At 44.7% G+C, this 22,515-nt stretch carries 27 protein-coding genes and 4 pseudogenes; 22 read left to right on the plus strand and 9 right to left on the minus strand.

The features are described 5' to 3' along the window. Positions 1-6 precede the first annotated feature (6 nt). Positions 7-3,018: pseudogene (gene ileS, locus JCM16161_RS08890) on the plus strand (isoleucine--tRNA ligase). On the opposite strand, the gene JCM16161_RS17400 reads toward ileS, so the two are convergent. The 3 genes and pseudogenes from JCM16161_RS17400 to JCM16161_RS17410 all read right to left on the minus strand — a co-directional run bounded on the left by JCM16161_RS17400 (position 3,012) and on the right by JCM16161_RS17410 (position 3,583). Then, positions 3,012-3,308 (minus strand): hypothetical protein, encoded by a 297-nt coding sequence (locus JCM16161_RS17400; protein WP_243671055.1) that lies wholly within the window; start codon positions 3,306-3,308, stop codon positions 3,012-3,014. The pseudogene ileS and the gene JCM16161_RS17400 overlap by 7 nt on opposite strands. An 18-nt stretch (positions 3,309-3,326) precedes the next feature. Further along, positions 3,327-3,398, minus strand: a pseudogene (locus JCM16161_RS17405) (ASCH domain-containing protein); the annotation flags it as partial. A gap of 20 nt (positions 3,399-3,418) precedes the next feature. Then, positions 3,419-3,583: a hypothetical protein gene (locus tag JCM16161_RS17410; RefSeq protein WP_243671057.1), complete on the minus strand. Its 165-nt coding sequence runs from the start codon at positions 3,581-3,583 to the stop codon at positions 3,419-3,421. Positions 3,584-3,642: 59 nt separating this feature from the next. On the opposite strand from JCM16161_RS17410, the gene JCM16161_RS08900 reads away from it, so the two are divergent. Further along, the gene (locus JCM16161_RS08900) at positions 3,643-3,963 is read left to right on the plus strand and encodes a hypothetical protein (RefSeq protein ID WP_054855625.1); all 321 of its coding nucleotides are present in this window, start codon (positions 3,643-3,645) and stop codon (positions 3,961-3,963) included. A 30-nt stretch (positions 3,964-3,993) separates the two neighbouring features. Here JCM16161_RS08900 and JCM16161_RS08905 read toward each other — a convergent pair whose 3' ends face one another. The 3 genes from JCM16161_RS08905 to JCM16161_RS08915 form a co-directional block, all read right to left on the minus strand. Beyond that, positions 3,994-4,269 (minus strand): ATP cone domain-containing protein, encoded by a 276-nt coding sequence (locus JCM16161_RS08905; protein ID WP_054855700.1) that lies wholly within the window; start codon positions 4,267-4,269, stop codon positions 3,994-3,996. 67 nt (positions 4,270-4,336) lie between these two features. Next, positions 4,337-5,656: a GTPase gene (locus JCM16161_RS08910; protein WP_054855626.1), complete on the minus strand. Its 1,320-nt coding sequence runs from the start codon at positions 5,654-5,656 to the stop codon at positions 4,337-4,339. Between the two features lie 52 nt (positions 5,657-5,708). After that, positions 5,709-6,029 (minus strand): hypothetical protein, encoded by a 321-nt coding sequence (locus tag JCM16161_RS08915; protein ID WP_243671059.1) that lies wholly within the window; start codon positions 6,027-6,029, stop codon positions 5,709-5,711. A gap of 124 nt (positions 6,030-6,153) precedes the next feature. Between JCM16161_RS08915 and JCM16161_RS08920 the strand changes: the two genes are divergently transcribed. The 7 genes from JCM16161_RS08920 (at position 6,154) to JCM16161_RS17440 (ending at position 9,935) form a co-directional block, all read left to right on the plus strand. Further along, positions 6,154-7,155: a MoxR family ATPase gene (locus JCM16161_RS08920; protein ID WP_054855628.1), complete on the plus strand. Its 1,002-nt coding sequence runs from the start codon at positions 6,154-6,156 to the stop codon at positions 7,153-7,155. Between the two features lie 80 nt (positions 7,156-7,235). Continuing rightward, positions 7,236-7,715: a hypothetical protein gene (locus JCM16161_RS17415; protein WP_243671061.1), complete on the plus strand. Its 480-nt coding sequence runs from the start codon at positions 7,236-7,238 to the stop codon at positions 7,713-7,715. Further along, a complete protein-coding gene (locus tag JCM16161_RS17420; RefSeq protein ID WP_243671063.1) occupies positions 7,712-8,545 on the plus strand; it encodes a VWA domain-containing protein in 834 nt (277 codons plus the stop codon). Before JCM16161_RS17415 ends, JCM16161_RS17420 begins: the two co-directional genes overlap by 4 nt. Continuing rightward, the gene (locus JCM16161_RS17425) at positions 8,542-8,760 is read left to right on the plus strand and encodes a hypothetical protein (protein ID WP_243671066.1); all 219 of its coding nucleotides are present in this window, start codon (positions 8,542-8,544) and stop codon (positions 8,758-8,760) included. Before JCM16161_RS17420 ends, JCM16161_RS17425 begins: the two co-directional genes overlap by 4 nt. A gap of 67 nt (positions 8,761-8,827) precedes the next feature. Further along, complete coding sequence (locus tag JCM16161_RS17430) at positions 8,828-9,031, plus strand: hypothetical protein (RefSeq protein ID WP_243671068.1); 204 nt, start codon at positions 8,828-8,830, stop codon at positions 9,029-9,031. 50 nt (positions 9,032-9,081) lie between these two features. Further along, entirely contained in the window at positions 9,082-9,432 is a 351-nt protein-coding gene (locus JCM16161_RS17435; RefSeq protein WP_243671070.1) for a hypothetical protein, read from the plus strand. Further along, the gene (locus JCM16161_RS17440) at positions 9,420-9,935 is read left to right on the plus strand and encodes a hypothetical protein (RefSeq protein ID WP_243671072.1); all 516 of its coding nucleotides are present in this window, start codon (positions 9,420-9,422) and stop codon (positions 9,933-9,935) included. Before JCM16161_RS17435 ends, JCM16161_RS17440 begins: the two co-directional genes overlap by 13 nt. Here the strand turns inward: JCM16161_RS17440 and JCM16161_RS08935 are convergent. Then, positions 9,932-10,330, minus strand: coding sequence for a hypothetical protein (locus JCM16161_RS08935; protein WP_243671074.1), 399 nt, complete (start codon positions 10,328-10,330; stop codon positions 9,932-9,934). The genes JCM16161_RS17440 and JCM16161_RS08935 overlap by 4 nt on opposite strands. 69 nt (positions 10,331-10,399) lie before the next feature. Between JCM16161_RS08935 and JCM16161_RS08940 the strand changes: the two genes are divergently transcribed. Then, positions 10,400-11,002 (plus strand): nucleotidyltransferase, encoded by a 603-nt coding sequence (locus JCM16161_RS08940; RefSeq protein ID WP_054855630.1) that lies wholly within the window; start codon positions 10,400-10,402, stop codon positions 11,000-11,002. Positions 11,003-11,004: 2 nt separating this feature from the next. Here the strand turns inward: JCM16161_RS08940 and JCM16161_RS08945 are convergent. Further along, a pseudogene (locus JCM16161_RS08945) lies at positions 11,005-11,576 on the minus strand (50S ribosomal protein L6). A gap of 136 nt (positions 11,577-11,712) precedes the next feature. Here JCM16161_RS08945 and JCM16161_RS17445 point away from each other — a divergent pair. From JCM16161_RS17445 to JCM16161_RS17455, 11 genes are all read left to right on the plus strand, one after another. Beyond that, positions 11,713-11,898 (plus strand): hypothetical protein, encoded by a 186-nt coding sequence (locus tag JCM16161_RS17445; protein WP_243671076.1) that lies wholly within the window; start codon positions 11,713-11,715, stop codon positions 11,896-11,898. Between the two features lie 269 nt (positions 11,899-12,167). Further along, positions 12,168-13,217, plus strand: coding sequence for a hypothetical protein (locus JCM16161_RS08950; protein ID WP_243671078.1), 1,050 nt, complete (start codon positions 12,168-12,170; stop codon positions 13,215-13,217). A 6-nt stretch (positions 13,218-13,223) separates the two neighbouring features. Then, positions 13,224-14,462: a hypothetical protein gene (locus JCM16161_RS08955; protein ID WP_054855631.1), complete on the plus strand. Its 1,239-nt coding sequence runs from the start codon at positions 13,224-13,226 to the stop codon at positions 14,460-14,462. Positions 14,463-14,611: 149 nt separating this feature from the next. Next, positions 14,612-15,403, plus strand: a complete 792-nt coding sequence (locus JCM16161_RS08960) for a hypothetical protein (RefSeq protein WP_243671080.1) — start codon at positions 14,612-14,614, stop codon at positions 15,401-15,403. A gap of 2 nt (positions 15,404-15,405) precedes the next feature. Then, positions 15,406-17,160, plus strand: coding sequence for a hypothetical protein (locus tag JCM16161_RS08965; protein WP_243671082.1), 1,755 nt, complete (start codon positions 15,406-15,408; stop codon positions 17,158-17,160). A 26-nt stretch (positions 17,161-17,186) separates the two neighbouring features. Continuing rightward, the gene (locus JCM16161_RS08970) at positions 17,187-17,930 is read left to right on the plus strand and encodes a hypothetical protein (protein ID WP_054855634.1); all 744 of its coding nucleotides are present in this window, start codon (positions 17,187-17,189) and stop codon (positions 17,928-17,930) included. Positions 17,931-18,136: 206 nt separating this feature from the next. Beyond that, positions 18,137-18,631, plus strand: a complete 495-nt coding sequence (locus JCM16161_RS08975) for a hypothetical protein (RefSeq protein WP_054855635.1) — start codon at positions 18,137-18,139, stop codon at positions 18,629-18,631. Between the two features lie 139 nt (positions 18,632-18,770). Then, positions 18,771-19,328 carry a hypothetical protein gene (locus JCM16161_RS08980; protein WP_054855636.1) on the plus strand — a complete coding sequence of 186 codons (558 nt, stop codon included), beginning with the start codon at positions 18,771-18,773 and terminating at the stop codon, positions 19,326-19,328. A gap of 18 nt (positions 19,329-19,346) precedes the next feature. After that, positions 19,347-19,757, plus strand: coding sequence for a nucleotidyltransferase domain-containing protein (locus JCM16161_RS08985; RefSeq protein WP_054855637.1), 411 nt, complete (start codon positions 19,347-19,349; stop codon positions 19,755-19,757). Next, entirely contained in the window at positions 19,745-19,921 is a 177-nt protein-coding gene (locus JCM16161_RS17450; protein ID WP_243671084.1) for a hypothetical protein, read from the plus strand. The genes JCM16161_RS08985 and JCM16161_RS17450 overlap by 13 nt, the downstream gene beginning before the upstream one ends. Further along, positions 19,911-20,156 (plus strand): DUF86 domain-containing protein, encoded by a 246-nt coding sequence (locus JCM16161_RS17455; RefSeq protein WP_243671087.1) that lies wholly within the window; start codon positions 19,911-19,913, stop codon positions 20,154-20,156. Before JCM16161_RS17450 ends, JCM16161_RS17455 begins: the two co-directional genes overlap by 11 nt. Here the strand turns inward: JCM16161_RS17455 and JCM16161_RS08995 are convergent. Continuing rightward, positions 20,153-21,623, minus strand: a pseudogene (locus tag JCM16161_RS08995) (ATP-binding protein). The gene JCM16161_RS17455 and the pseudogene JCM16161_RS08995 overlap by 4 nt on opposite strands. Positions 21,624-21,835: 212 nt before the next feature. Here JCM16161_RS08995 and JCM16161_RS17460 point away from each other — a divergent pair. Then, positions 21,836-22,513: an APC family permease gene (locus tag JCM16161_RS17460; RefSeq protein WP_243671089.1), complete on the plus strand. Its 678-nt coding sequence runs from the start codon at positions 21,836-21,838 to the stop codon at positions 22,511-22,513. Positions 22,514-22,515: the final 2 nt, after the last annotated feature.

Here is a 22,515-nt window from a genome sequence, read left to right on the forward strand (position 1 = left end):
GATTGGGTGTCCGTTATTGATTCACGCTTTACCCTGGATGCTCAGTTCGATGTAAAAAGAATTGAGGAAGTAGTTAGGCAGTATTGGCGTGAGGCGAATATTGAGGGTAAGTGGCATGAAGGACCTAAGAACGCCACTAGGTGGTTCACATTCCTTGAGGGACCGCCAACAACTAATGCTTTCCACACGTTGGCCATATTAGGGGTAGGACGTACAAGGACGTTGTACTTAGGTACCATAGGCTACTTGGTTATAGGGTTTGGGCTCAGGGTGGTTGGGACGAGCAGGGACTTCCCGTGGAGATTGAGGTTGAGAAAAAGCTTGGCTTAAGACTAAGAAGGATATTGAGAAGGTTGGTTATGACAAGTTCAGCCTTGAGTGTAACTCACTTGTTGATTATTACCTCGAGAAGTGGAGGGAAGTTGGTACAAGGAGGCTTGGTCTATGGCTCGACCTTGAGAGGGCCTATGAGACCAGGAAGCCCTACTACATAGAGCATGTATGGTCATTCCTAAAGAATGCCTGGGAAAAGGGGCTTTTATTCGAGGATTACAGGGTATTACCATTCTGTCCAAGGTGTGAAACGGCATTAAGCGATGCGGAGGTTGACCAGGGCTATGAGGATAGGGAGGATCCATCAATATATGTTAAGTTCCCCGTTGAGGGTACAAGCAACACTTACCTGGTCATCTGGACCACGACACCCTGGACATTAATCGATAATGAGGCTGTTGCTGTCAATCCAAACTTTAACTACGCGTTGGTCAGGGTCAACATAAATAATAATACGGAGTACTTATGGCTTGCCGAACCGCTTGTGCCGAAGTTAATGGAGAAGTTCGGCATTAAGGATTACGAGATTGTTAGGGTTGTTAAGGGTTTAGAATTGGCTGGGACTAGGTATAGACATATATACATGGAGAGGGTGCCAATACATGCAACCCACATTGAGAAGGCTCACTACGTGGTTTTGGCGGATTTCGTGACGCTTGAGGAGGGTACTGGGCTTGTCCATATAGCCCCTGCCCATGGCCCCGAGGACTTTGAGGTTGCCAAGAAGTATGGTTTGCCTATTACGAATTCCGTGGAAATTAACGGCATATTTAATGAGAATGGCGGTGAATTCCGGGGTAAGTACTGGCTCGATGTCTCTCAGGAGGTAATCAAGGATTTGAAGGGAAGGGGCTTACTCCTTCATTATGAGACCATAGTACATGCATACCCACACTGCTGGAGGTGCGGTACACCATTGATTTACAGGTCTGATAGGCAGTGGTTCATCAGGGTGTCGGCCTATAGGGACAGGCTTGTTGAGGAGCTTAAGAAGGTGAAGATATACCCGGACTTCCTTAGGGATAGTTCGATAACTGGGTTGCGAATGCCAGGGATTGGACTATATCGAGGAGTAGGGTCTGGGGTACGCCATTACCTGTCTGGCGCTGTAAGGATGACCCGAGTAAGGTCTTGGTGATAGGTTCACTGGATGAGTTGAGGAAGTACGCTAAGTTCATACCTAACGTGCCGAGTGAGATGCTTGTTCATAGGCCGTGGATTGACATGGTGAGGATAGAGACTGAGGACTGCAGGGAGTGGGTTAGGGAGCCATTCGTTGTTGATGTTTGGATGGATAGTGGCGTTGCTGGATAGCCAGTGTTGATGGTCTTAGGAATAAGGAGTTATTCGATAGGTTATACCCCTATGATTGGGTAACGGAGGCTATAGACCAGACAAGGGGCTGGTTCTACTCATTACTCGTCACATCGGTCCTATGGATGGGCAGGGCGCCCTATAAATCCATACTAATTAGTGGTCATGTCGTTGATAAGTACGGTCAGAAGATGAGTAAGTCCAAGGGCAACGTTGTCTGGGCTGAGGACCTATTCAATAGGTGGGGTGCGGATCCAACGAGGCTCTACCTACTTACTAAGTCCGCTCCCTGGGACACCATGTCTGTTGACCCTGACGAGATTGCCGAAACCAGGAGCGTGCTTTCAATACTCTGGAATGTGGTTAAGTTTGCGGACACCTACATGACATTAGATAGGTTTGACCCAGCTACGCATAGGCTTGAGGGATTAATTGATAAGGGGTTGATCGAGGATAGGTGGTTACTCAGCAGGTTCAATAGTAGGTTGCGTAGATTCATTAACTACATGGATAATATGGAACTCCACATGGCTGCCAGGGAGTGGGTTAGCCTTATCGTTGATGATTTGAGCCATGGCTATATCAGGCTGATTAGGCGTAGGGTTTGGACTGAGGAGAGTAGGGAGGATAAGTATGCGGCTTATGCTGTGCTCTATCACGTGATTAAGGGAGCCTTGATAATGGGTTCAGCCTAGTACCCCACATAACTGAGTACTTGTGGAATGCATTCATAAGGAAGTTTGAGGGGAATGAGTCAGAGAGTGTTCACCTCACATTGATGCCTCAGGTCAATGAGAGGTATATAGATGAGAAATTGGAGGAGGCCTTTGGCCTATTATTTACGATGTTCTCAGACATTGCTGAGATGAGGAATAGGATAAAGGTCAAGTTGAGGTGGCCCTTGCTAAGGCCGTGATTAAGGTCGAGAATGCCAGTAGTCTAGATATGCTTAGGCAGATTAAGCACCTGCTTGAGTATTTGGCTAATGTTAAGGATGTTGAGTTCGTGAGCGAGCTTGGGCAGTGTAATGAGGATGAGTATGTTAGGGCTCAGGGAAGGGGTTATGAGATATGCCTTAGTAAGGTCATGGATAGGAAGTTGTACTACGAGGCGTTGGCCAGGGAGGTTGTTAGGCGTGTGCAGACTATGAGGGCTAAGGCTAACCTTAAGGTTGATGAGAAGATAAGGGTTTATGTGAGTACCGGAAGTGATGACTTATTATCAGCAATTAAGGAGTTCATGGGTTATATAATGAATGAGGTTAGGGCAATAGATATAGTGATTGGTAACGTACCAGCAAGCGCATTTGCCATGGATTGGGATATTGAGGACATGAAGATTAGGATAGGGGTAGAACGCGTAACTCAATAATCCGTTATAACGCCCATACGCATCAAATGCTTAAGCGCCCTCCTAACAACCCTCCTAATTACTACCCTACCCTTAAAGGAATTGAATAACTTAATCGCGGCCTTACGAACACTACCCTCATTAACCAACTCCTGCAATATCCTCCTCTCCTCATCACTCATTGGTACATTATATCTAAGCGCAAGCCTTGCAATATCGACAGGGCTAAGGCCAATGGAACCATCATCCCTACGCCCAATCGCCCTAGTAACCTCAAGCGTGAGTATTGTTACCCAGTCATCATTAGACACATTACCATAGATATCCCTTAACTCCCCAATTAATGCCTCCCGGCTGGTGAAACCATCGGCAATGGCATCTTCATCCGTTAACTCAGAAATTCTCTTGTAAAGTACATTTACTATGCGCGCTTGGCAACAACCATACCACCGCTATGAATAAAGACCTCCCTGTACTTCGGCCTAATTATACCGAGCCTAATCGTCGTGAATCTACCATTACCCAACTTATCCAGGTACTTCGACTTAAGCATTAGGTGCCTACCCAGGTAAACAACCCTACGCATTTCTACGGTTAATGAGGGGAGAGAGCGCTTTTAAAAGCGTTTATTCGCGGTATACGTGTATGAACCTTGAGAGCATTGTTAAGTATGCAAATGCGGCCTACGCAGGCCTAATGATAGGATTAGCCGCCTACTTCGTAATACTGATTAGGCATGGTTACACATTCGTTCCATCAAGCTCAATAAGCGTTGATCAGTTATTCTCATCAGGCGCACTGGGTCCATTAATGCTTGGCGTAGTTCCCTGGATTATCATGGTCATGATAATTGCGACAATATTCATCGTCCTAATAAATATGGCCTATGAAAATAGCCTAAAGCCTAAGAAAGTGGGGAAGGAGGTTGCGAAGAGGAGGGAGGAGAGGAGGAAGGGTAGGAAATGAGGTTTTAAAGAGTGATGGGTCGAAAAATCCTTACTCAAGCTCCTTCTCGGTTAATCTGCGCTTCACAGCCCTATCAAAGACTATCCAATTCCTATACCACTCCTCATTAACCTTCTTAAGCTCAGTTAATATGGCCTTGGTTAGGTCCTTAGCGGTGACCTTATCAACATCCATGAATTGGCACTCAATCTTCCTGGCAATCCTCCTAGCAACATCGATTGGCGCTCCCGTCTTAAGTATACTAACTATAACCTTCTCAATTATGAAGTCCTCCTCGGAGCCATCTCTCTTGACTACCTTATTCACCATATCAATTGATTATAATAAAATCTTACTAAAAATACCTTTCCTAAATAATCAACATTTGTCCCAATTATTGCTTCCTAGATATATTTTGCGAGGATAATAACGACTCAATCTTACCAATGTAAAGGGTCTTCTCAATCTCCTCATAATTATCATTAACCCTAATCATGCCGAGCCTAATATGATCAACCAAATCCTCATTATTGAAGGACTTGGGTATCGATATCACGGCCTTACCCGTGTTATAATATATCTTACGTAATACGCCCAGGGATAATAGGTAATTGTCCCTGTCCTCCAATGCCACGAGCAACCCCCTCTCCCAATTCACTGGCAATATCGCTATACTCACATCGCCAAGGTTCTTAACCTGAAATTCCTTAACATCGCCTATGGCTACGGCAACCCCTCCCCACTGCTCAATGTAATGTATTGGTACGTTAAGGCTCCTCCGAATTAACCTTGTAATATAATTGTCATACCTTAATCCATTGAATAACGGTAAGTTCACAATAGGTTTTTCCCTAAGGTTTATGCTCAATTCCCTGGAGGGCATTAAATACTTACTATAACCCATCTCCCTCCGTATCCTCCTATCATCCCTATCCCTAATCCTGGCATTGGATGGTGATGGTAATACAATAGTATTAATTGTAATGCTTGCCAACCCCTTAAGTAATTCGTTAACCTCATCACCACGCCTAATAACAATGACGTAGTTCGCACTTACGTGTTTAATCATTTCAAGTTTAAACTTAACAGCGGCTGGGTCGGAGATCCAACCATCCGTATTGATTACTACGGCATCAACATTATGACCATGTTTAAGTTCATTAACCAATTTCGAAATAGAATTCAATACATAATCCCACACGTGCTCTATGCTTGTGGTCTTCACGAATATTGACCTCAAATTCCTCAACTGCGTTAGATGGGTTATAAAATTCGTGGCTATTGACGCGGATACCGTTGTTGGTGGTCCAATATCGTTTTGGCCAGGGTCACCATCAATAACACCAACCTTAAGCCCGCCCATTACACCCTTATTAACGAGTATTGTGGTTACTGTTGTTTTTCCAACATCCATGGCACCGAGCACCACTATAACGGAATTCCTTAATTGTATAGTAGATAATGCCCTATCCCACGTATCGATTACCTCGTTGGTTCCATCAATCCTTTCTATTCTTCCCTCAGGTCCAAGCACAACATCTATCTTACCCTCACCGAGTGATTTCGCAACTATTCTTCTACCTCTCATGACCGTGAACGAGGATCCAGGCCCATACTCGGCGCCCAATACATAGAGTTTACCATCAATTATTCTAATACTTGCTGGACCATCAATACTCAGAAATTCATTGGGTCCTACTGACTGTACTTCCACGATATAATTATTAATTACGTAATTATTTAAGCTTGATTACTCAATAACTACCTTAATACAATGCTAAATCCCTGAAATCATAGGGTATCGGCTTGCCCCTCTTCTTGAGTTCATCATATCTCTCTGCCAGGAATGCCTCAAGTATTGGGCATCCCTCGTACCTGCCCTCCCTTGGGCATTTATGATCCTCCGTATTGAATAATATGAAGCAATCGCCGGACCTGGTATCGTAGTATGGGCACTTCTTATAATAATCCTTCATTGACCTAATTATCCTAACGATCCATCGCTGCTTTGGATCCTTTATTTCTCGCTTTAGCTCGTATTCATTTAAATCTTCCTCGTCTGAGTAGCCATACCTCACTAAAACCACCTTTTCGAAACGACTAAGGCGTTATTGAGTAAGGATATTAATACCTTTCTCCTCATGCAAAGGCAAATTAATTAAAACGATGTAGCACTAAAAATTTAAAGCTCAAGAACTGCGTTTGTACTGAATGGCAACAGGCAAGGAACTAATGGCATTACTACCACGATTGTCAGACCTGGTTAAGAGGGAGGAAATTCAGGTTAATAAATTGGTTGCGGATGCCATAAGGACAAAGGGCATTAAGAAAATACTGACTGAATTGGAGAGGGAGCTTAAGGGGCTTAATGATATAGCGATGGATGTGCTAAGTAGCCTTGCCGTGGGTAGGCACGTACTCATAATGGGGCCTGTGGGCATAGGAAAAACAACATTAGCAGAGACGTTGGCCGAGGTTCTTCATATTTCGGAACCTCCATACATCGAGGTCGCATGTCACAGCCACATGACGGCTACGGAATTGACCGGGGACATCGACATAGCCGTAGCACTACAAGCGGGGCTTGACCACCCACTGGCCTATATACCTGGCCCCCTGGTTATGGCTCATGGCGGCATACTAATACTTGATGAGGTGAATAGGTTGAATCCATATAGCCAGGCGGCGTTGCTCCAGGTTTTGCAGGAGCATTACGTATTCATAAGGGGCTTTAAAATAAGGAGTGACTTCCTCGTAATAGCCACGTCAAACCCAGCCGAGTACTCAGGCGTTTATGAACTCAGTGAGGCGTTGGCCGATAGGATGAAGGTCGTGGAAATACCATATCCAGACAAAGACCTCCTTAAGTCAATACTCTCCTGGAAGAGTGGCCTATACATGGAGCACCTAGGCCTTAAGGCTCCCGATGCGTTGACCGAGGTTACCGCTACGTTCATGACATTGGTCGCTCAGGACAGTAATATTGAGGTTGGCCCGAGCATTAGGTCGGCCATTTATGCCATAACCACGGCCATGTCCAGGGCCTGGCTTGAGGGTAGGGAGGTCTCACTTAATGACTTAAAGAGGGAAATCATCAGTAATATGGTTAATGTTGTGCGTGGGAACTTCGCAAATGAGATTGAGAAGAAGGATTACCTTGCACGTAAGTTTGATGAGGCTGTGATGATGTATAGGAGATATTCAAGGAGATGAGCATTAGTATGAACAGGCATAAGTAATTAGATGGGTAAGTTATTTAATACGGCGCACATTATCTATATTGGGGTTAGGGCTTGAGCGCAAGTGTTGACCCGGCGCAGATAATCACGAGGGTGCTTAGTAAGGTTTATGAGTATTTACAGGAGGATTCGAGGGTTGTTAGGCCTGGCTCGGTGAGGAGTTTTGAGGCTGCGGCTAATGATATAATGATGAGGATACTGATTGAGGGTGGTGTTGACTATGACAGGTTTAAGGAGACGGTCATTAGGGTTGGTATTGAGAACCTATACCTATCGGTAGAAACTTCGAACCCAGATGATAAGAAGAGGGTTCTTGAGGAGGCATTTGAGAGGGCCTTTGAGGATGTTGAGAAAAGGCAGGAGGAGGGTGAGGAGGGTTCGGCACAGCAGGTTGCTGGATTTAATGTTAGTAGTGGTGGTGAAATTAATGAGGGCGAGAACATGGAGAGGAGTGATTATGAGAGGGGTACGGGCAATGTTAGTGGCGGTTTTGGTGCTGAGTATAGTGCTGAGGAGAGCAGGAGTTATCAATGAGCAGGTCATTGATTGCCAACGTTGATGAGCATAGTAAAGATGCCAAGCTCGATTCAATAATATCTACAATATACGAAATTCTATATGGCGGTGTTGGTACGGTAAACTTCCTAAACCTCGCCCAATTAATAAACATGTTCATTGACCCATACGCGAACATTGTGGAGAAGGTTAAGGTCCTTAGGAAGATGGAGCCATACCTTAGGAACTACGGGCTTCTACCAACGGACTTCAGGAGGAGTAAGGATGGGGAGAGGGTGTTTGAGGCCTTGAGGAATGTGGTTAGGAATGCCATGAGTGGTATGGGGCAGGTTAAGATCGTTAGGTTTACGGACATTGACAAGTACCCAACGTATGTTGTTAGTGTTAGGGAGTATAAAATAGGCGATAATTACTTCGATGTTGACCTACAGAAGACGGCCATGAACCTGAGTAGGAAGTCCATGATGCATAAATTATTCACTAATAAGGACATCGTGGTTAAGGAATACGCGAATGTTAAGACCATAGACATAGTCCTATGCCTAGACGTGTCAGGTAGTATGAGGGAGCTTAGCAATGGAATGCCTAAGATAGAGATTGCCAAGGACGCGGTTGCTCAGTACATTCAATTCCTATCAAAAACCAATGATAGGTTGGCCATGGTGCTCTTTAACTTCAGGGCTGACGTACTGTGGGGGTTGCACCAGGTTAGGAGGTATTGGCAGCAGATGAATTACATACTTAAGTACGTGTATGCGGGTGGCGGTACAAACCTGGCGAATGCCCTCGAGAGGTCCAGGGAGGTGCTTACTAGGTCCAGGAGCAATTCTAAGCATGTATCTGCGTGACTGATGGTAGGACTGTGAACTCAAGCATGTGCATTAAGGAGGCTGTTAGGCTTAGGAGAAGTGGTACAACAATATCCACAATAGCCATTGGCGAGAATAGTGATGATGAATTACTAATGAGGCTTTCAAAGATTGGCGGTGGTTTATTCATAAAGATCAGCAGTATTCATGACCTGGGCAAGGCATTGATAATGGATAAGCTACACAGTATGTGATCCTGCCTCATAATACACCGGGCATTAGCTTGATTTCTTTATATACCTACATGCAATTATTAACTTGGTGAATTCAGTGCTTAGGTGCTTCAGCGATTACGTGAGCTTTATCGTGAAATACCCATTCAGCAAGGAGGGCCTTACCAGGTTCAGGGAAATAACGAGTGAGAGGGGGATATACATCAACGACCTTGCAAACTCAGTAATAGGCAGGCAACTGCTTCAGAGGCTTATGAAATACTCAGTGAGGCCATTACTAAGAATTCAATAACCGACGACCCAGACCTAGGTGAGGATGAGCTGCTGGCCCACTACGTCGCGGTGATACTCGCGGCGCACCTCGATAAGTCACTCTGGAGGAGGTTTGCGGATGTGGAGAGCAAGAGGTTCTCAGGCAAGTTGGCGCTTGAGGACCCTGACTGCGTGATATACATTGCTAAGGAGTTCGGCATTAATGCCGTGAGGCTCAGGGACCTGGACATCTACGATGAAAGCCTGGCATTGGCGTTTGACGTTGGCGTTAGGGTTTGGGATTACTTAAAGTTCATGCCCAGGAATGACCCTTACTGGAAGCTCGTTAATAGGTACCTACTTAAGGGTTGGGTGTTAATGACGTATAAGGACCTTGTTAGGCTAGTGGAGGAGGCTGTTGAGAAGAGGTGCTTGAGTTAATAAGTAAGGCGTCAGAGAACCTGGATGAGACCAAGCAATTAATTGATGCACTCGGCGGTATGAAGGAACTCATGGAGTATAGGGCTGGTTCCATGACCAGGGTTAAGGTTCAAATAACTGGGTTAATGCCACCATGCATGGAGGCTATAATTAATGAGATTAAGTCTGGGGGTAACCCAAGTCACCAGGCCAGGTTTGCCGTGGCTGCGTACACGCTCAGGAGGTGCCATGACCTCGAGGGTAGGCCCATAGAGGATTGCGTTGATGAGGTCGTTAATTTATTTAAGACCGTGGCTGACTTTGACGAGAAGGTGACCAGGTATCAAGTGGAGCATATAGCCGGCCTAAGGGGTGGTCATAAATTCTACATGCCCCCGTCCTGCCAGGAAATGAATAGCCTAGGGCTGTGCCCGACAAACCTAGGGTGTGGTGTTAAAAACCCGCTGCAATACACGGCAAAGGCGATTAGGAGGTATCAATCAATGCAGCAGACACAGAGTTAGGCATACATTGTCGTTCCCTCACCCTGCCTCTGCTGTGGCGGAGGCGCAATCGGCATTGCAGGTGGAATACCCAACTCCTTAAGCAGTAGGTTTACTTCGAAGAATACGTATTGACCAATCATTATCTGAATAATCTGCGGAGACTTACCTGAATTCACGGACTTCGCAATATCCTCAACCTGCCTTGGATCACCCTGGATAATCAATGCGCCCCTAATCGATACATTAACTATTGATGGGTTTGAACTAGCCGCCAGTGAAAATGGTATTTCAACAATATCACCCCTGACCACCGCATTGGGACCAATGACCAGGTTAACATTGAATGCGACCTGGGTCTGAGGCGGTATTAATTGAAGGCGTTCAGCGTGTAGGTAATCAAACCTTATGCCCACGGCCTTAAACGAAACCCCAGACATACTTGGCAAAACACTTAAATTTAAATGGTAATTTAAAGTCTACGCATGGGTAGTAATCAATCCAAGGAAGCCGTGGATTTGATAAGGAAGGCATTGGTAAAGGTTAGCTCTGAATTGAGTAAGAGGGGTATTGATTTCATCCTCATCGGCAGTGCGGTGCTACCCCTACTTTATGGAATTGATTGGAACGTGCACGACATAGACATATTCATAATAAATAAATCAACAATAACAGAACCCGAAACATTCGAGGAAATCGCCAGGGAGAATGATTGGGACGTGGGCATGGACATGAACGGCATGATGTACTACGAAATATTAGTTGATGCCCAGGTCATTAGGGTCGACCTTATGGAAAACATCCTCGACATATACATACCCGAGGAGATGATAAAGAACGCGGTTAAGGTGAGGGTTGATGGGATCGAGATAAGGAGCATAAGGCTTGAGGATTTGCTGGTCCTAAAGGCCAGGGAGGCCAGTGAGGAGGGTGATGAATTCCTATCAAGGATTGCAGAAATGCTTGCAGACCCAGAGAGCAGGATAAGCATTGATAAGGAATACCTGAAGAGGGCCATTAATTACTACGCGGATGATAAGGACTCAATAGAGAGGAGACTCGAGAAATCCGGGATATACCTTGAATGAACTTACTTCATGTGCTCAACGGCGTAGACATAAATACCGTCGAGAACGCCTGGGCCGCCCTCACGTCCATGCGGCTAATCCTCTCATCACCCCTCAATGTCGTGGCTAATTCGATATCTGCCGCGAATTGACTAACGACCTCCTTATCAATACCCTCAACAATGATGTCATCCTTAGTTGCTGAAACCTTAACGCCCTTAGGTATGTTGAGGGTTATCTTTGACCTCCTGCCCATGAAGTTCTCAATAATTAATTGATTACCCTGAACCTTAGCGTTCATTGGGAAGTGGGAAAACACAATCTTAAGCTTATACCTCCAGCCCCTCGTAACTCCGAGAATCATATTTCTAATGTGACCAGCCACAGTACCAACGATAGCCTTCTCACTCCTGCCCGCGAAGTAGGATTCGACGATTATGGAACCATCAGAAGGCCTTATAATGACGGGTATATTACCGAAGTCCCTCTCCAAAGTGCCCAATGGTCCCTTAACAACGACCTTACTACCACTGACATCAACCTTAACACCCTCCGGAACCTCCACCTCCTCATACACGTATGGCTGCCTAGCCATGACGAAAACCATGGCGCAAACCCCTATTAAAGCGTTTAGTACCGTAGAGACAATAATAAACGATAACCTTATATTGAATGTATTACGTACTTCACGTTCAGCTAAGTTTAAAAACCTATCATTCAATTTACTATTAATGCTCAATTCCAAATTAAGCGCAAGAGGACAATCAAGCGCCATTGAGATAGCGATAATAATACCGGCAATAATAATCGCAATAATTATATTCATAGCCTTAATGCCAAGTTACTCTTACTCCGCAGGCTCGGAGGTAAATACCTTCCAATTAAATGCCATGCTCAATCACTACTCCAATACATAGTAACTAACCCCGGGAACCCACCCAATTGGGGACTAAACGCAAGCCAACTGGCAGCCTTCGGATTAGCCGAACCAAACCAACCATATAGCCTAGACCCATTTAAGGTACTAGCCCTAACCTACTGGGACTACCAAAACGGGATAAACCCACTACCACCACCCTCGGGAACATCAGCCGTATGTCAAATACCGCAATCAAGCAGTGGCTTCTTCGGGTACTTAAACAGTCTCAACATTACGAGCCTATACATAACTGATTACTTCATACTAATGCCTACTAACCTTGCAAAGGCATCCCTTAACTACACAAGTGTAAAAGAAATGCTGGGTCTTGGCAAGAACTACAACTTCAAACTGATAATATATCCTGTGTTTAACGTTACAGTAACTAATAACACATTAACAAATACAGTAACGGTAAAAGTAACGAGATTTAGCACAAACCCGCAACAACCGGTATCCAACGCAACCGTGCAAATAACATACACAATAATGTACTATAGCAGTTCAGGTGGCAATAAATTCAGTTTTGCAATATGTGCAGGAACATCACCGCCGGAGACCACGAATAATAACGGAATAGTAACCTTTAACATGGCAACTCTAAACTGTACAAATACGGCAGGAAACCTGACCGTGAGCCATCCATACATAAGCAACGCATCAAGCATATATATAGATGCTTATGCAAGCATAAGCGGAATTGGGGACCACGGCTACCTAGTGTGGCCGAACAACATAACAATACCGCTACTAATGGTAATGATATTGCCCAACAGTACAAATATTAACTCCATATTCTTCATAGACCCAAGTGTCTTCAACACAACATGCCTAAAACTCATTTATAATATTACTGGAAAGCGTTCACTTGGGCTTAGGGTAATGGCGATATATAAATCGGTCTATGGCTACGTATTTCAAGAAACTAATTTTACCCTGAACCCAGCTAACGGTAATAGCCAACGGTCATATCCAGTACCCTGCACAGCCACCTACCCAGGTAATGGTAACCCAAACAGCGGTCAAAAGAGCTCCGTGTGCTACTGGAACGTACCAAGCTCGCCAATGTTCCTCATAGTCACGGTCTACAGAAACTCCCAGGGGCAGCCAAACATTATACCTAAATCGCAAATCCTCGTAATACCCTACGGAATATCACCACAATTCTACCTAAGCAATAAAATCATAGTCTTCGGAAAATCAATAAAGGACGCACCAGCCGGCACAGCAACATCCTTAGTCTACATTGGAGACTCAGCTTACTACGCAACCCTATACCTATACTACGGAGGAAACGTCTTCGGACCAATGGGGTGATAAAGCATGGCTAGCATAAGTAAGGGGGGTCAGGGGCTCCTAATAATCGCCATATTGCTGGTCCTCCTCATACTCGTCATAGCCCTCATCTACAGGGAATTCACCATGACCCCGGCATACATATACCAAAGGAGCGTGTACTACGCCCTTAAGTACGACCCGCAGGTAATCGTTGAACAGTTAATACAGGTGATGAATGCCGTGGTCACTGGCTATGCCATAAACTACAGTCAATTCCTAATGAATGAGGGGATAACCCTATACCTACACGCACTGACCTCCATGCCGGTATCCTACTCGCTCTCCAACGTGATCGAGACCCAACTAAAGCTGATGATAAGCAGCATATACACACCAACAGGACTAATAGTACCAGAGAACAACCTAAACGCACGTATAGCGGCAATAACCGGATTCTACGGAGCACTCGGCATACCCGGCATTAAGTACGTGTACTCAGGAGGCAATAAATCACTAATACTGGCAAGCGCACAACAGACCTACGACCTGCCAAGCCTAGGAATACAACACCTAACCCTAAACTATACCATAAACCTAACAGCATCAATAGCACTAAATAGCGCATGCAACATAAGCCCAAACACAATGACCTACAACACAACACTAGAGTGCATATTCAACTTCAAAACAAACACCTACACATGCACCGGACCCGGAATATACTCCACCGGGCAAGCCAACTCACTATGGGCGCCTTATTACAGGGCATATCCAAGCCAGGAGTATTGGCAAGAAGGCGTTGGTTGGGTGGTCTCATCCGGCACATACCCGCTGGTGTTCACGTACCCGGTCGATGAACTCATGGGGCAAAGCGGTTTCGTAATATCCGCAACCTTCAACGTAACCCAATCACCAAACAACTACCTAGTGGGCATAAACTTCCTAACACCAACACCACCAACCAGCGGTACAGGTAATAATGGTTACACCATCTGTATTACACCACTAACTTCACAATCCAGCAATAATATATGCACAGTCAGCTATACATCGAGTTCAACCATAATAAATGTGACAGTTATAATAACGCCAAAAGAACCGATAAACTTATTTAGCGGAAGCACCATCGGAACAGCCTCAATCTATGTCAATGGTCAACCTCAAGAACCTATATCTATTTATTTACCCAACTTCCACTTAATATCAAACACAATATTTGGCAATAATGCATATATGTTAAGTGGTTATGACTCCAACTATAATGTGTATGTGGCTCCTGGGTAGCATTAATACTTAATAACGCCGCGGTAATAAACGCCTCAGTAAAGTACCTCAACAGCTACAACCTGCCCACAAACATACCAATAGAGGTATCCATAAATAACAACCCGGCACTAGGCGCAACACTCAGCGGACTAGCCGTAACACCCACATTGGGAGCGAAAAGCTTCAGCATTAACTACACTGTATGTAACATAACGAGCAACACAATAGTATTCAACGTACAAATGCCCTGGCCGCCCACGGGTTACCCAACAACCCAGTACCTAATACTCGTTAATTACAGCAACATAATACTTGCACTAAACCCCTGGTCACGCCCGCAAAACTCCATGATCCCGCGAGGTTACTCGGCTACATCCCTCGTGCCATACATGGCTTATGTACTTAATAAGACAAGCAACGAGTTAATTATTAATACTTACTTCATAAACCTTGGCGTACCCACATTACTATCGATATACGGTTCGAGTACGGGCTTGTATATAACGAATATAATTAATGGATATGAATATGCAGTAATAGGTCCAGTAATACCAATATCGACATTAAACATACTCAAGGTCAATAATGCGTTACCAATGCACGTAATGTCAATATTCACATTCAACGAGACCCTGTATAACCTAGCCACAGGCTACACGGTAATAAGCCAGGTAGTTCCACCGGCACAAACAAGCATAACCGGTTATGGCAATACGGCTAATTACCCAAGCGGGCTCTATAACTGGGTAACTGAGTACGAGCACTTCCCCAACCAAACACTACCCTACACATACTTCAACTACACAATACTAAATTGTCAGGGAACATCTCAGAGCGGTAATACATATGCTAATTATAATTTATATTATATATACGCAAATGGGCAGCTTCAATACGTTGGTTATACACCGAGCCTGCAGTTACCATCCTGCCAGCAACAATATCCGCCATGGTGGTGATTATGACAAAGCCAGCCAATAGGTTTAATCGCGGTCAGGCAAGGATCATCGAGGCGATTGCGGCTACGATAATCGTGCTCATGTTAGCTGCGTTATTGCCAATAATCTTCAACTCACCAACAACGACCCTAAGGAGCCAGGTGCAGACGAATACCGAATGGTATGCATACGACGTATTACTAACGGCAATAAATAATCCGCAATTCACGTACTACGTACAACACGGTAACTGGAGCGCCATACGTTCACTGCTCAATACGATTGTCGGTCCTCAGTATGATTGGTATATTGCCGTGGTTCCATATAGAGAAATTGTGGTCTTAACATCTATTGTGAATCGTGGAAGATACGTACTGGTACCACTGAGTATAATACCGAGTATTTACTATGCGCCTCCGTTGGGCATGCCAATATTTGTGACCAGTACGAGTGCGTCAATGCTCTCACTAAACATATACGCAATAAACTCCTTACTTGGCAGTAGTTATTCAATAAACACCAGTGTGCCATTATCAAACGTGGCCTTTATACAGTGCAAGAATCCACTTGAGACGAACATAACGCAATGCCTTGAAAGCGGTAATGTTAGGATGCTCAGTTGGTGGCTTGAATACTTCGACCCACGCACTGGCGTTGCTGTGGTTTGGCTTAATGCCACCGGCAATGTTTACATGCTCGTGTCTAACGGGAGTACCCCCTTCAATGTGCTAAGTAATTCTTATTGTCAATACCCATATTGCTACCCAATCGGTGGCGTCAGCAATATCATGTATTCCTCATTCAATGCCCCATATAACAATGAGCCGCAGTTCATAAACTACTACACGCAGCAATCGCTATCTCAGTGTTACTCGAGTAGTAATGGCATGTACAGCGGTACTAATTACCTAGTTAAGATAAAAACGAGTGGTGGAACCGCCTCTGGTCAAAGCTTAAATTCGCCAACAACGGCGTCCTGCACCTTACCAGTGCCAGCAGGTATTAGCAACAATAACGTGGTCGGAATTAATGCCTACCTAATTGGTCAATTATTAACGTCAATACCAGGTACTAACTTTACCTTTGGCTTCGGCAATGTTGAGGTTGAGTTAAATGTCTGCTTTATTAACGGTACATGCATTAACGATTATTCAGGGACAATGGCGGGAGCATCATTCCCAATAAGTATTGGGAATGTGGACGTAATCGAGACCTATGGAAATACCCATGAATACTTGACCTTAAGTGTCAATGGCAATATTAATACCACGAAATTACCCAGTTATTACTACGTATACCTACTCACATTATCACTGTCACTAAATCCTGCGAAATGCGGAGTAGATATGAATGCGTCCATATATGACCTAGTCACAATGAGTGGTGTATCCCAGTCATACTTTTACAACTTAACAAGTAATAACGGACTTAATTGTACCCAATTAACTACAGATCCAAACATAACTAGCGTAAGCCTGACAATGGTACCCAGCAACCTGTTAATACAACAAAGCACTCCACAAAATCCGAATAACGGAGTTTACTATGTCTATAATGCCACGACCATAATCTATGACCTATGGATAACTCCTACACCGACAACGTCTTACTACATGCCCATCACGACTTCCTACAACTTCGAATTACTTAATAGGTACAACGTGGTGCCTCTGCAGTATAGGGAGAGGTTCTTCCTCGGTGCTTTTGCGCCCACGGCGTCGGCTTACGCATTATTCAATTGCCCAATGGTACTTATTACTTGGTTTACCTTGGATTAATGAGCGTGACTGGTGGGTGATGGGCAATGGGTAGGGGTTTGAGCGAGATTATTAGTGTGGTCATTATGATGGGTGTGGTGATTACGCTGGGTCTTATATTCTACATAATTGTTGGTATTAACTTTGGTAGGGCATCGGCAAGTGTGTCTATTTCGCAGGTCGAGACCCTATTTGACAACATAGCCACTGACCTAGATAGCGCGTTGTCTAGTCCAATACCCTCAGGCGTACTCGGTTACCCAGTCTTCATGACTAATTATGGTACTTACAACGTGGCGCCTTCATTCTGTAGCCTAACAATCAATGGAACTATTGTCTATAGCAGCGGGGGTGTTATATTTGGTGTGCCGTCGGGCTATGGCTCAATGCCCAGCGGTTATATTAATGTGCTTTTGGGGAGTAGGAACCTGATAGTGGTTAATGAATCCAGTAATTTATTCAATGTGGTGCTTTATGGCGCAGCCACGGTTTCAGGGATGCACTATGGCGAATTCATTGCATTGTATCCTAGGGTGGCGGTATTCACCATGGGTGACGGCCAGTATGAGTTGTTGGTGCCTATTTTGGTCGGTCGTTTTAAGCCCAATCTTAGTAATCTGCTTGTGTTTAATGTGACGTACCCAATTCCAGTTAATTATAATTATAATAGCCCTAGGACGTACATCATTAATTACACGTGTGGTGTTGATAATGAGATAGTGAATGGCGGTATTAAGCTTGATGGAAAAATTGAAATACTCCCAGTATACATATATGTGTATTATGGGTGATTGAATGATAAGTAGGCCCGTCAATACGAAATGGAGGGCTGGACAGAGCGATGTACTGAGCACGGTTATTCTAATTACCGTGATAATGGTTGTGAGCGCATATTCATGGTTTTCTCCATGGTGCGATTTAGTAATGAGGTTTCCCAATCATCCATTGAGTATGTTGCATCATTCTAACGAATGTCGCTGATGACATTGATACGTTCATGTTCATGCCAGGTGCTGTACTCACGTATCAATTACCGAATACTAATTACGGAACTTACAACTTTATGAATACGCTGTGCGTTATATCCGTTAATACGGCATCGAATAATAACATTATTAATGAGACAACCGGTGGATTAGTATACGGTGTACCGCCCACCTACTTTTCATTACCACCCAGCTTTAGTAATGTATGGAGGGGTTCGACAATCAATGGAGTACCCACATCATCATTAAACGACTTATCCTTAATTGTTAGTTACCAAACACGTGTGTTGCTGGGTACGTCAATGGCCGTTCTACAGTTTGGTTATGGTAACCTCAATGGCATTAACTATGGCACTTACTTGGTCATGGTTCCTAGGGTTATGGCTATAAACGGTACTGGACCTGGTGGGATTGGGTATGTGTACATACCCGTGCTTAACCTGGTTAGCAATCAGGGTAGGAACAAGTTGATCATTAGCATTCAGAACATTAGTCTCAGTCAATAGTTCTTAGTAACGGCGGTATATTGAGGATTAGTGAGGTTTGTCACTTCGGTAATTATGCCAAGCCCGTAAGCTCGAGCGCTGTTGTGGTGGGTAATACCGTGTACGTCACCATAGTTCAGATAGGTGTTGGCTTCGGGTGATGGTTATGGATACGCTGGCCTTCATAATAATGACGGTGGCTCTAATGGCGCTTGTGATAGCCTTTACCTGGTATATGAATTACTACATATCCATGAACCTACTAAACACTGCTAATTACATAACCTCGCTGATAACGTCAGCGCTTAAGCATGAGATGGAGACTGCAGTCTCAATAGCGTCCTTCAGCGATGTTGCCGGGGGCTTTAACTTTACGTTCTTATTGCCCACGTCGTCCTTCTCGACCCAGGGACTAGCCATAAACTACAACATAACGCTATATCCAAAGAATGAAAGTGGCGTGTTGGAACTTATGGCCAACATAACCGTGACAGCAAGCCTAGGTCCTGTGACGAGAGTAATGAAAGCAACAACCCTACTTTACTCATCAGCACAGCCATACGCAATTATTGCATATAATTGCAGGGAAGGGCAGCAGGTAACTCTAGCCAGCCCATCATGGATATATCAAGGGCTACCAAGCCAATCCCAATCATGTACCTGGAATAGCACTGATATTCAGTTGGGCTATGCAATAATAAGTATAAGTAAGGGCTGATTAATTAAGGAATTAAGTATGGGTGTTGGCGATTTGAGACTATTTCCGTGGAGTGATTATGGCGTGGTCTTCGCGATACTATTCGGCTCTAGGGTGTGGGGCAAGGTGGTTAAGGGTGATTGGGATGTCGCCGTTTGGTTGACTGATGTTAATAGGGACCTCGACCTTCAGTACGCGTTGGCTAGGTTTCTCCATGTACGTGATGAGGACGTGGATTTAGTGGTTCTTAATAACTATGAGTACCTACCCTGCTCATTAATAATAGATGCGTTGGGTAGGGGTAGGGTAATTTACTACAGAGACCTTGATGAGTACCTCGACATTAAGTTGAGGGTTTTAGCACCCTGTTTTGACTTTATGATTGATGCTAAGAAACTTGACCTGCTGAGGACTCAGATAAATGCGGTGATCAAAAAATGGGCGCAATAGAGCGCTTATTGAAGCTCCTTCTTCATTACACATCCTTACTGGATAATCTAGGCGTTAATGACCTGGAGGACGTATATAGGTACTTCTCCGCCGTGTACCTGCTACAGGTTCAAGCCCAATCCCTCATTGATATAGCCGTTAAGCGCATCGGCCATGGGCTTTGAGGTTGAGGGCTACATAGACGCCGGCAATAAGTTGGTGAGCGCCGGATTGCTTAGTAATGAGGAGTTTAGTAGGTATAGGTCTGTCGTTAGGTTTAGGAATATCGTGGTTCACCAGTACGGCATAATCGACACCAACGTGATCCGTAGAATAATAGGTAATAGGGAGTATAGGGAGGTTGCCAGGCTCGGTATTAAGATTGTGGAGGAGCTACGTAAGCGGGGAATTGATTGTTAGGCATCCCTCACCCTAATTAGTATTGGCTTTCTCAGTGGGTTCATTAATCCTGCCACGAAGAATTCCCTAGTACCCAGTTGAGCCAGTGTTGCATCGCTCACATCCGCCAGGTCCATGTATGCGGCTATCTCCCTTAGATCGCCCTGGGCGCTCAACCTGCTGAAGAATACCGTGCCAAGGTTAGCCCTGACACTAGCCCTAACATCCCTGGCAATCCTCTGGCTGGCGATTATGAGCGATAGGCCCCACTTACGGCCCTCCCTAGCCGTGGTCTCAATGACATCGCCGCAAATCGTCCACTCACTCTCAGGCACGTAGTTCTGGGCCTCATCAATCACAAAGACCAGGTCAAGTGGCGACTTGCCATTCTTGACCAGCCTCCAGGCTGCGTCTATGACGTCAGCAACTATTGCCTGCTTAACAACAAGCTCTGGGTCGAGACTTAGGTCGATGACCACGAGGTTTGACTCCAATGCCTTATTCACGATATCCATGGGTGATAGGGTTCTCTTATTAAGTTCGTTAAAGAACTCATTCTCTATGAAGTAGTCAATGAAGAGCCTGGCCTTCTCAACCGTTGAGTCCCTGGCGCCCAACCCCCTCATACTATCCACGAGGTGTTTCGTAAACAACGCCTTATCCCACCTAATCACTTGATTCGTTTGAGTGCCTTGTTGTGAATCAATTAATTGAACTGACTGCTGTTTCCTCATCTTCTTGTCATTACTCACGTATGTTATTACGCGACCTCCAGGTACTCGCCGAAGGTCTGCCAATTTAGTCTTGCCTTCTCAGCAATTACGGAGGCTATTGTTGGTGGCGAGATGGCAATCTCCTTAGAGGTAATGACCTTATCCCTAAAGTACGGTGCATAATCCACACCACTGTGGTCAAAGATTATTACGTGCTTACCAATCCCAATTAATTCCTCGACTAACGCCTTAATGAGCCTTGACTTACCCACGCCAGTGGCTCCAAAGACACCAACGTGCTGATTAATGAAGCTCGCGTCCAGGCTAATGGGCCAACCACTGTACTTATGGCTACCCACATGAATCGGCAGGTTAGACTTTACATAATCATTGAGGAATTTACCATCCTTAATGACGTAAACCTTAGAGCCTGGCGTTGGTACATGCCTAACCTCGAGTACGGACTTGGTGCTCGGCTTCAGCGCGGCATAAAGCCTAACCACGGCTGACGTGAAGGGCATGAGTATTGTTTGGTCAAGGACCTCAGGCCTATCCACGAAGGGTGACCTAACCCTATCCCTAATGAGCGGTTCAAGCTTCGTCACATTCCTAACAACACCAAGTAACAATTCATCTTCGAGGTATGGATCATGAATAATGACTAACTGCTCCTCCAGGCTAGGTTCTCTGCCTTCTTATAAAATTGAATTGGTACTAAGCCAACGGACGCTCCACTCGTTGTAATACCAACCTCAACACAGCACTTATCAAGCATTCAATAATTTAATCTCAGGAGGACTTATAAATAACTAATGATGAATGATTCTGTAAATAGATTATAAAATTGAATGTAAGAACACATTGATACTATAAATAATATATTTGTAAAATGAAAAAAATCATTAGTCATATAATGAATGATACACCAGTAGAACATAAATATAAAGGGAAAAATTAATAAATGGATTAAGAATACAACTTTTTGTTATGTCCAACCCACCAGAGACGGGTCCAAAGATCGGTGTTGAGAAGGCTGAGGTTACGGATAAACAACTCAGGAAGGCATTGAATGTGTTTGATATCGCATACCTAGTAATTGGTGCGGTAATAGGTAGTGGTTGGTTATTTGGCTCATTCTATGCAGCGGCAACAGCAGGCCCTGCCGCTATAATCTCCTGGTTACTCGGCGGTATATTCCTAATGTTTGTCGCCTTCTCATTCGCCGAGTTAGGTGGTATGATACCGAAATCAGGATCCATAGTGAGGTATCCGCAGTATAGTCATGGTAGTCTCGCCTCATTCATACTTGCATGGGCTTACTTCCTAAGCGCAATAACGGTGCCACCTGCTGAGGCTGAGGCTGTGGTCACGTACATGTCTTCATACGTGCATGGCCTCCTCACACCAACCGGTGTTTTAACCCTTGAGGGTGGACTTGTAGCGTTTGCATTCCTAACCTTCTTCTTCCTCCTTAATTACTTTGGTGTTCATGTTATGGGTAAGACGAATACTGGCGTTGGTTGGTGGAAACTAATAATACCAATACTCACGATAGCCTATTACTTGGTCTATTCCTACATCCCGCGAACTTCACGGCGGTGCCTGGTGGATTCGTACCTTACGGCTGGGCGCCTGTGTTCATGGCGCTACCAACAACGGGTATAGTA

Source organism: Vulcanisaeta sp. JCM 16161, from assembly GCF_001316285.1.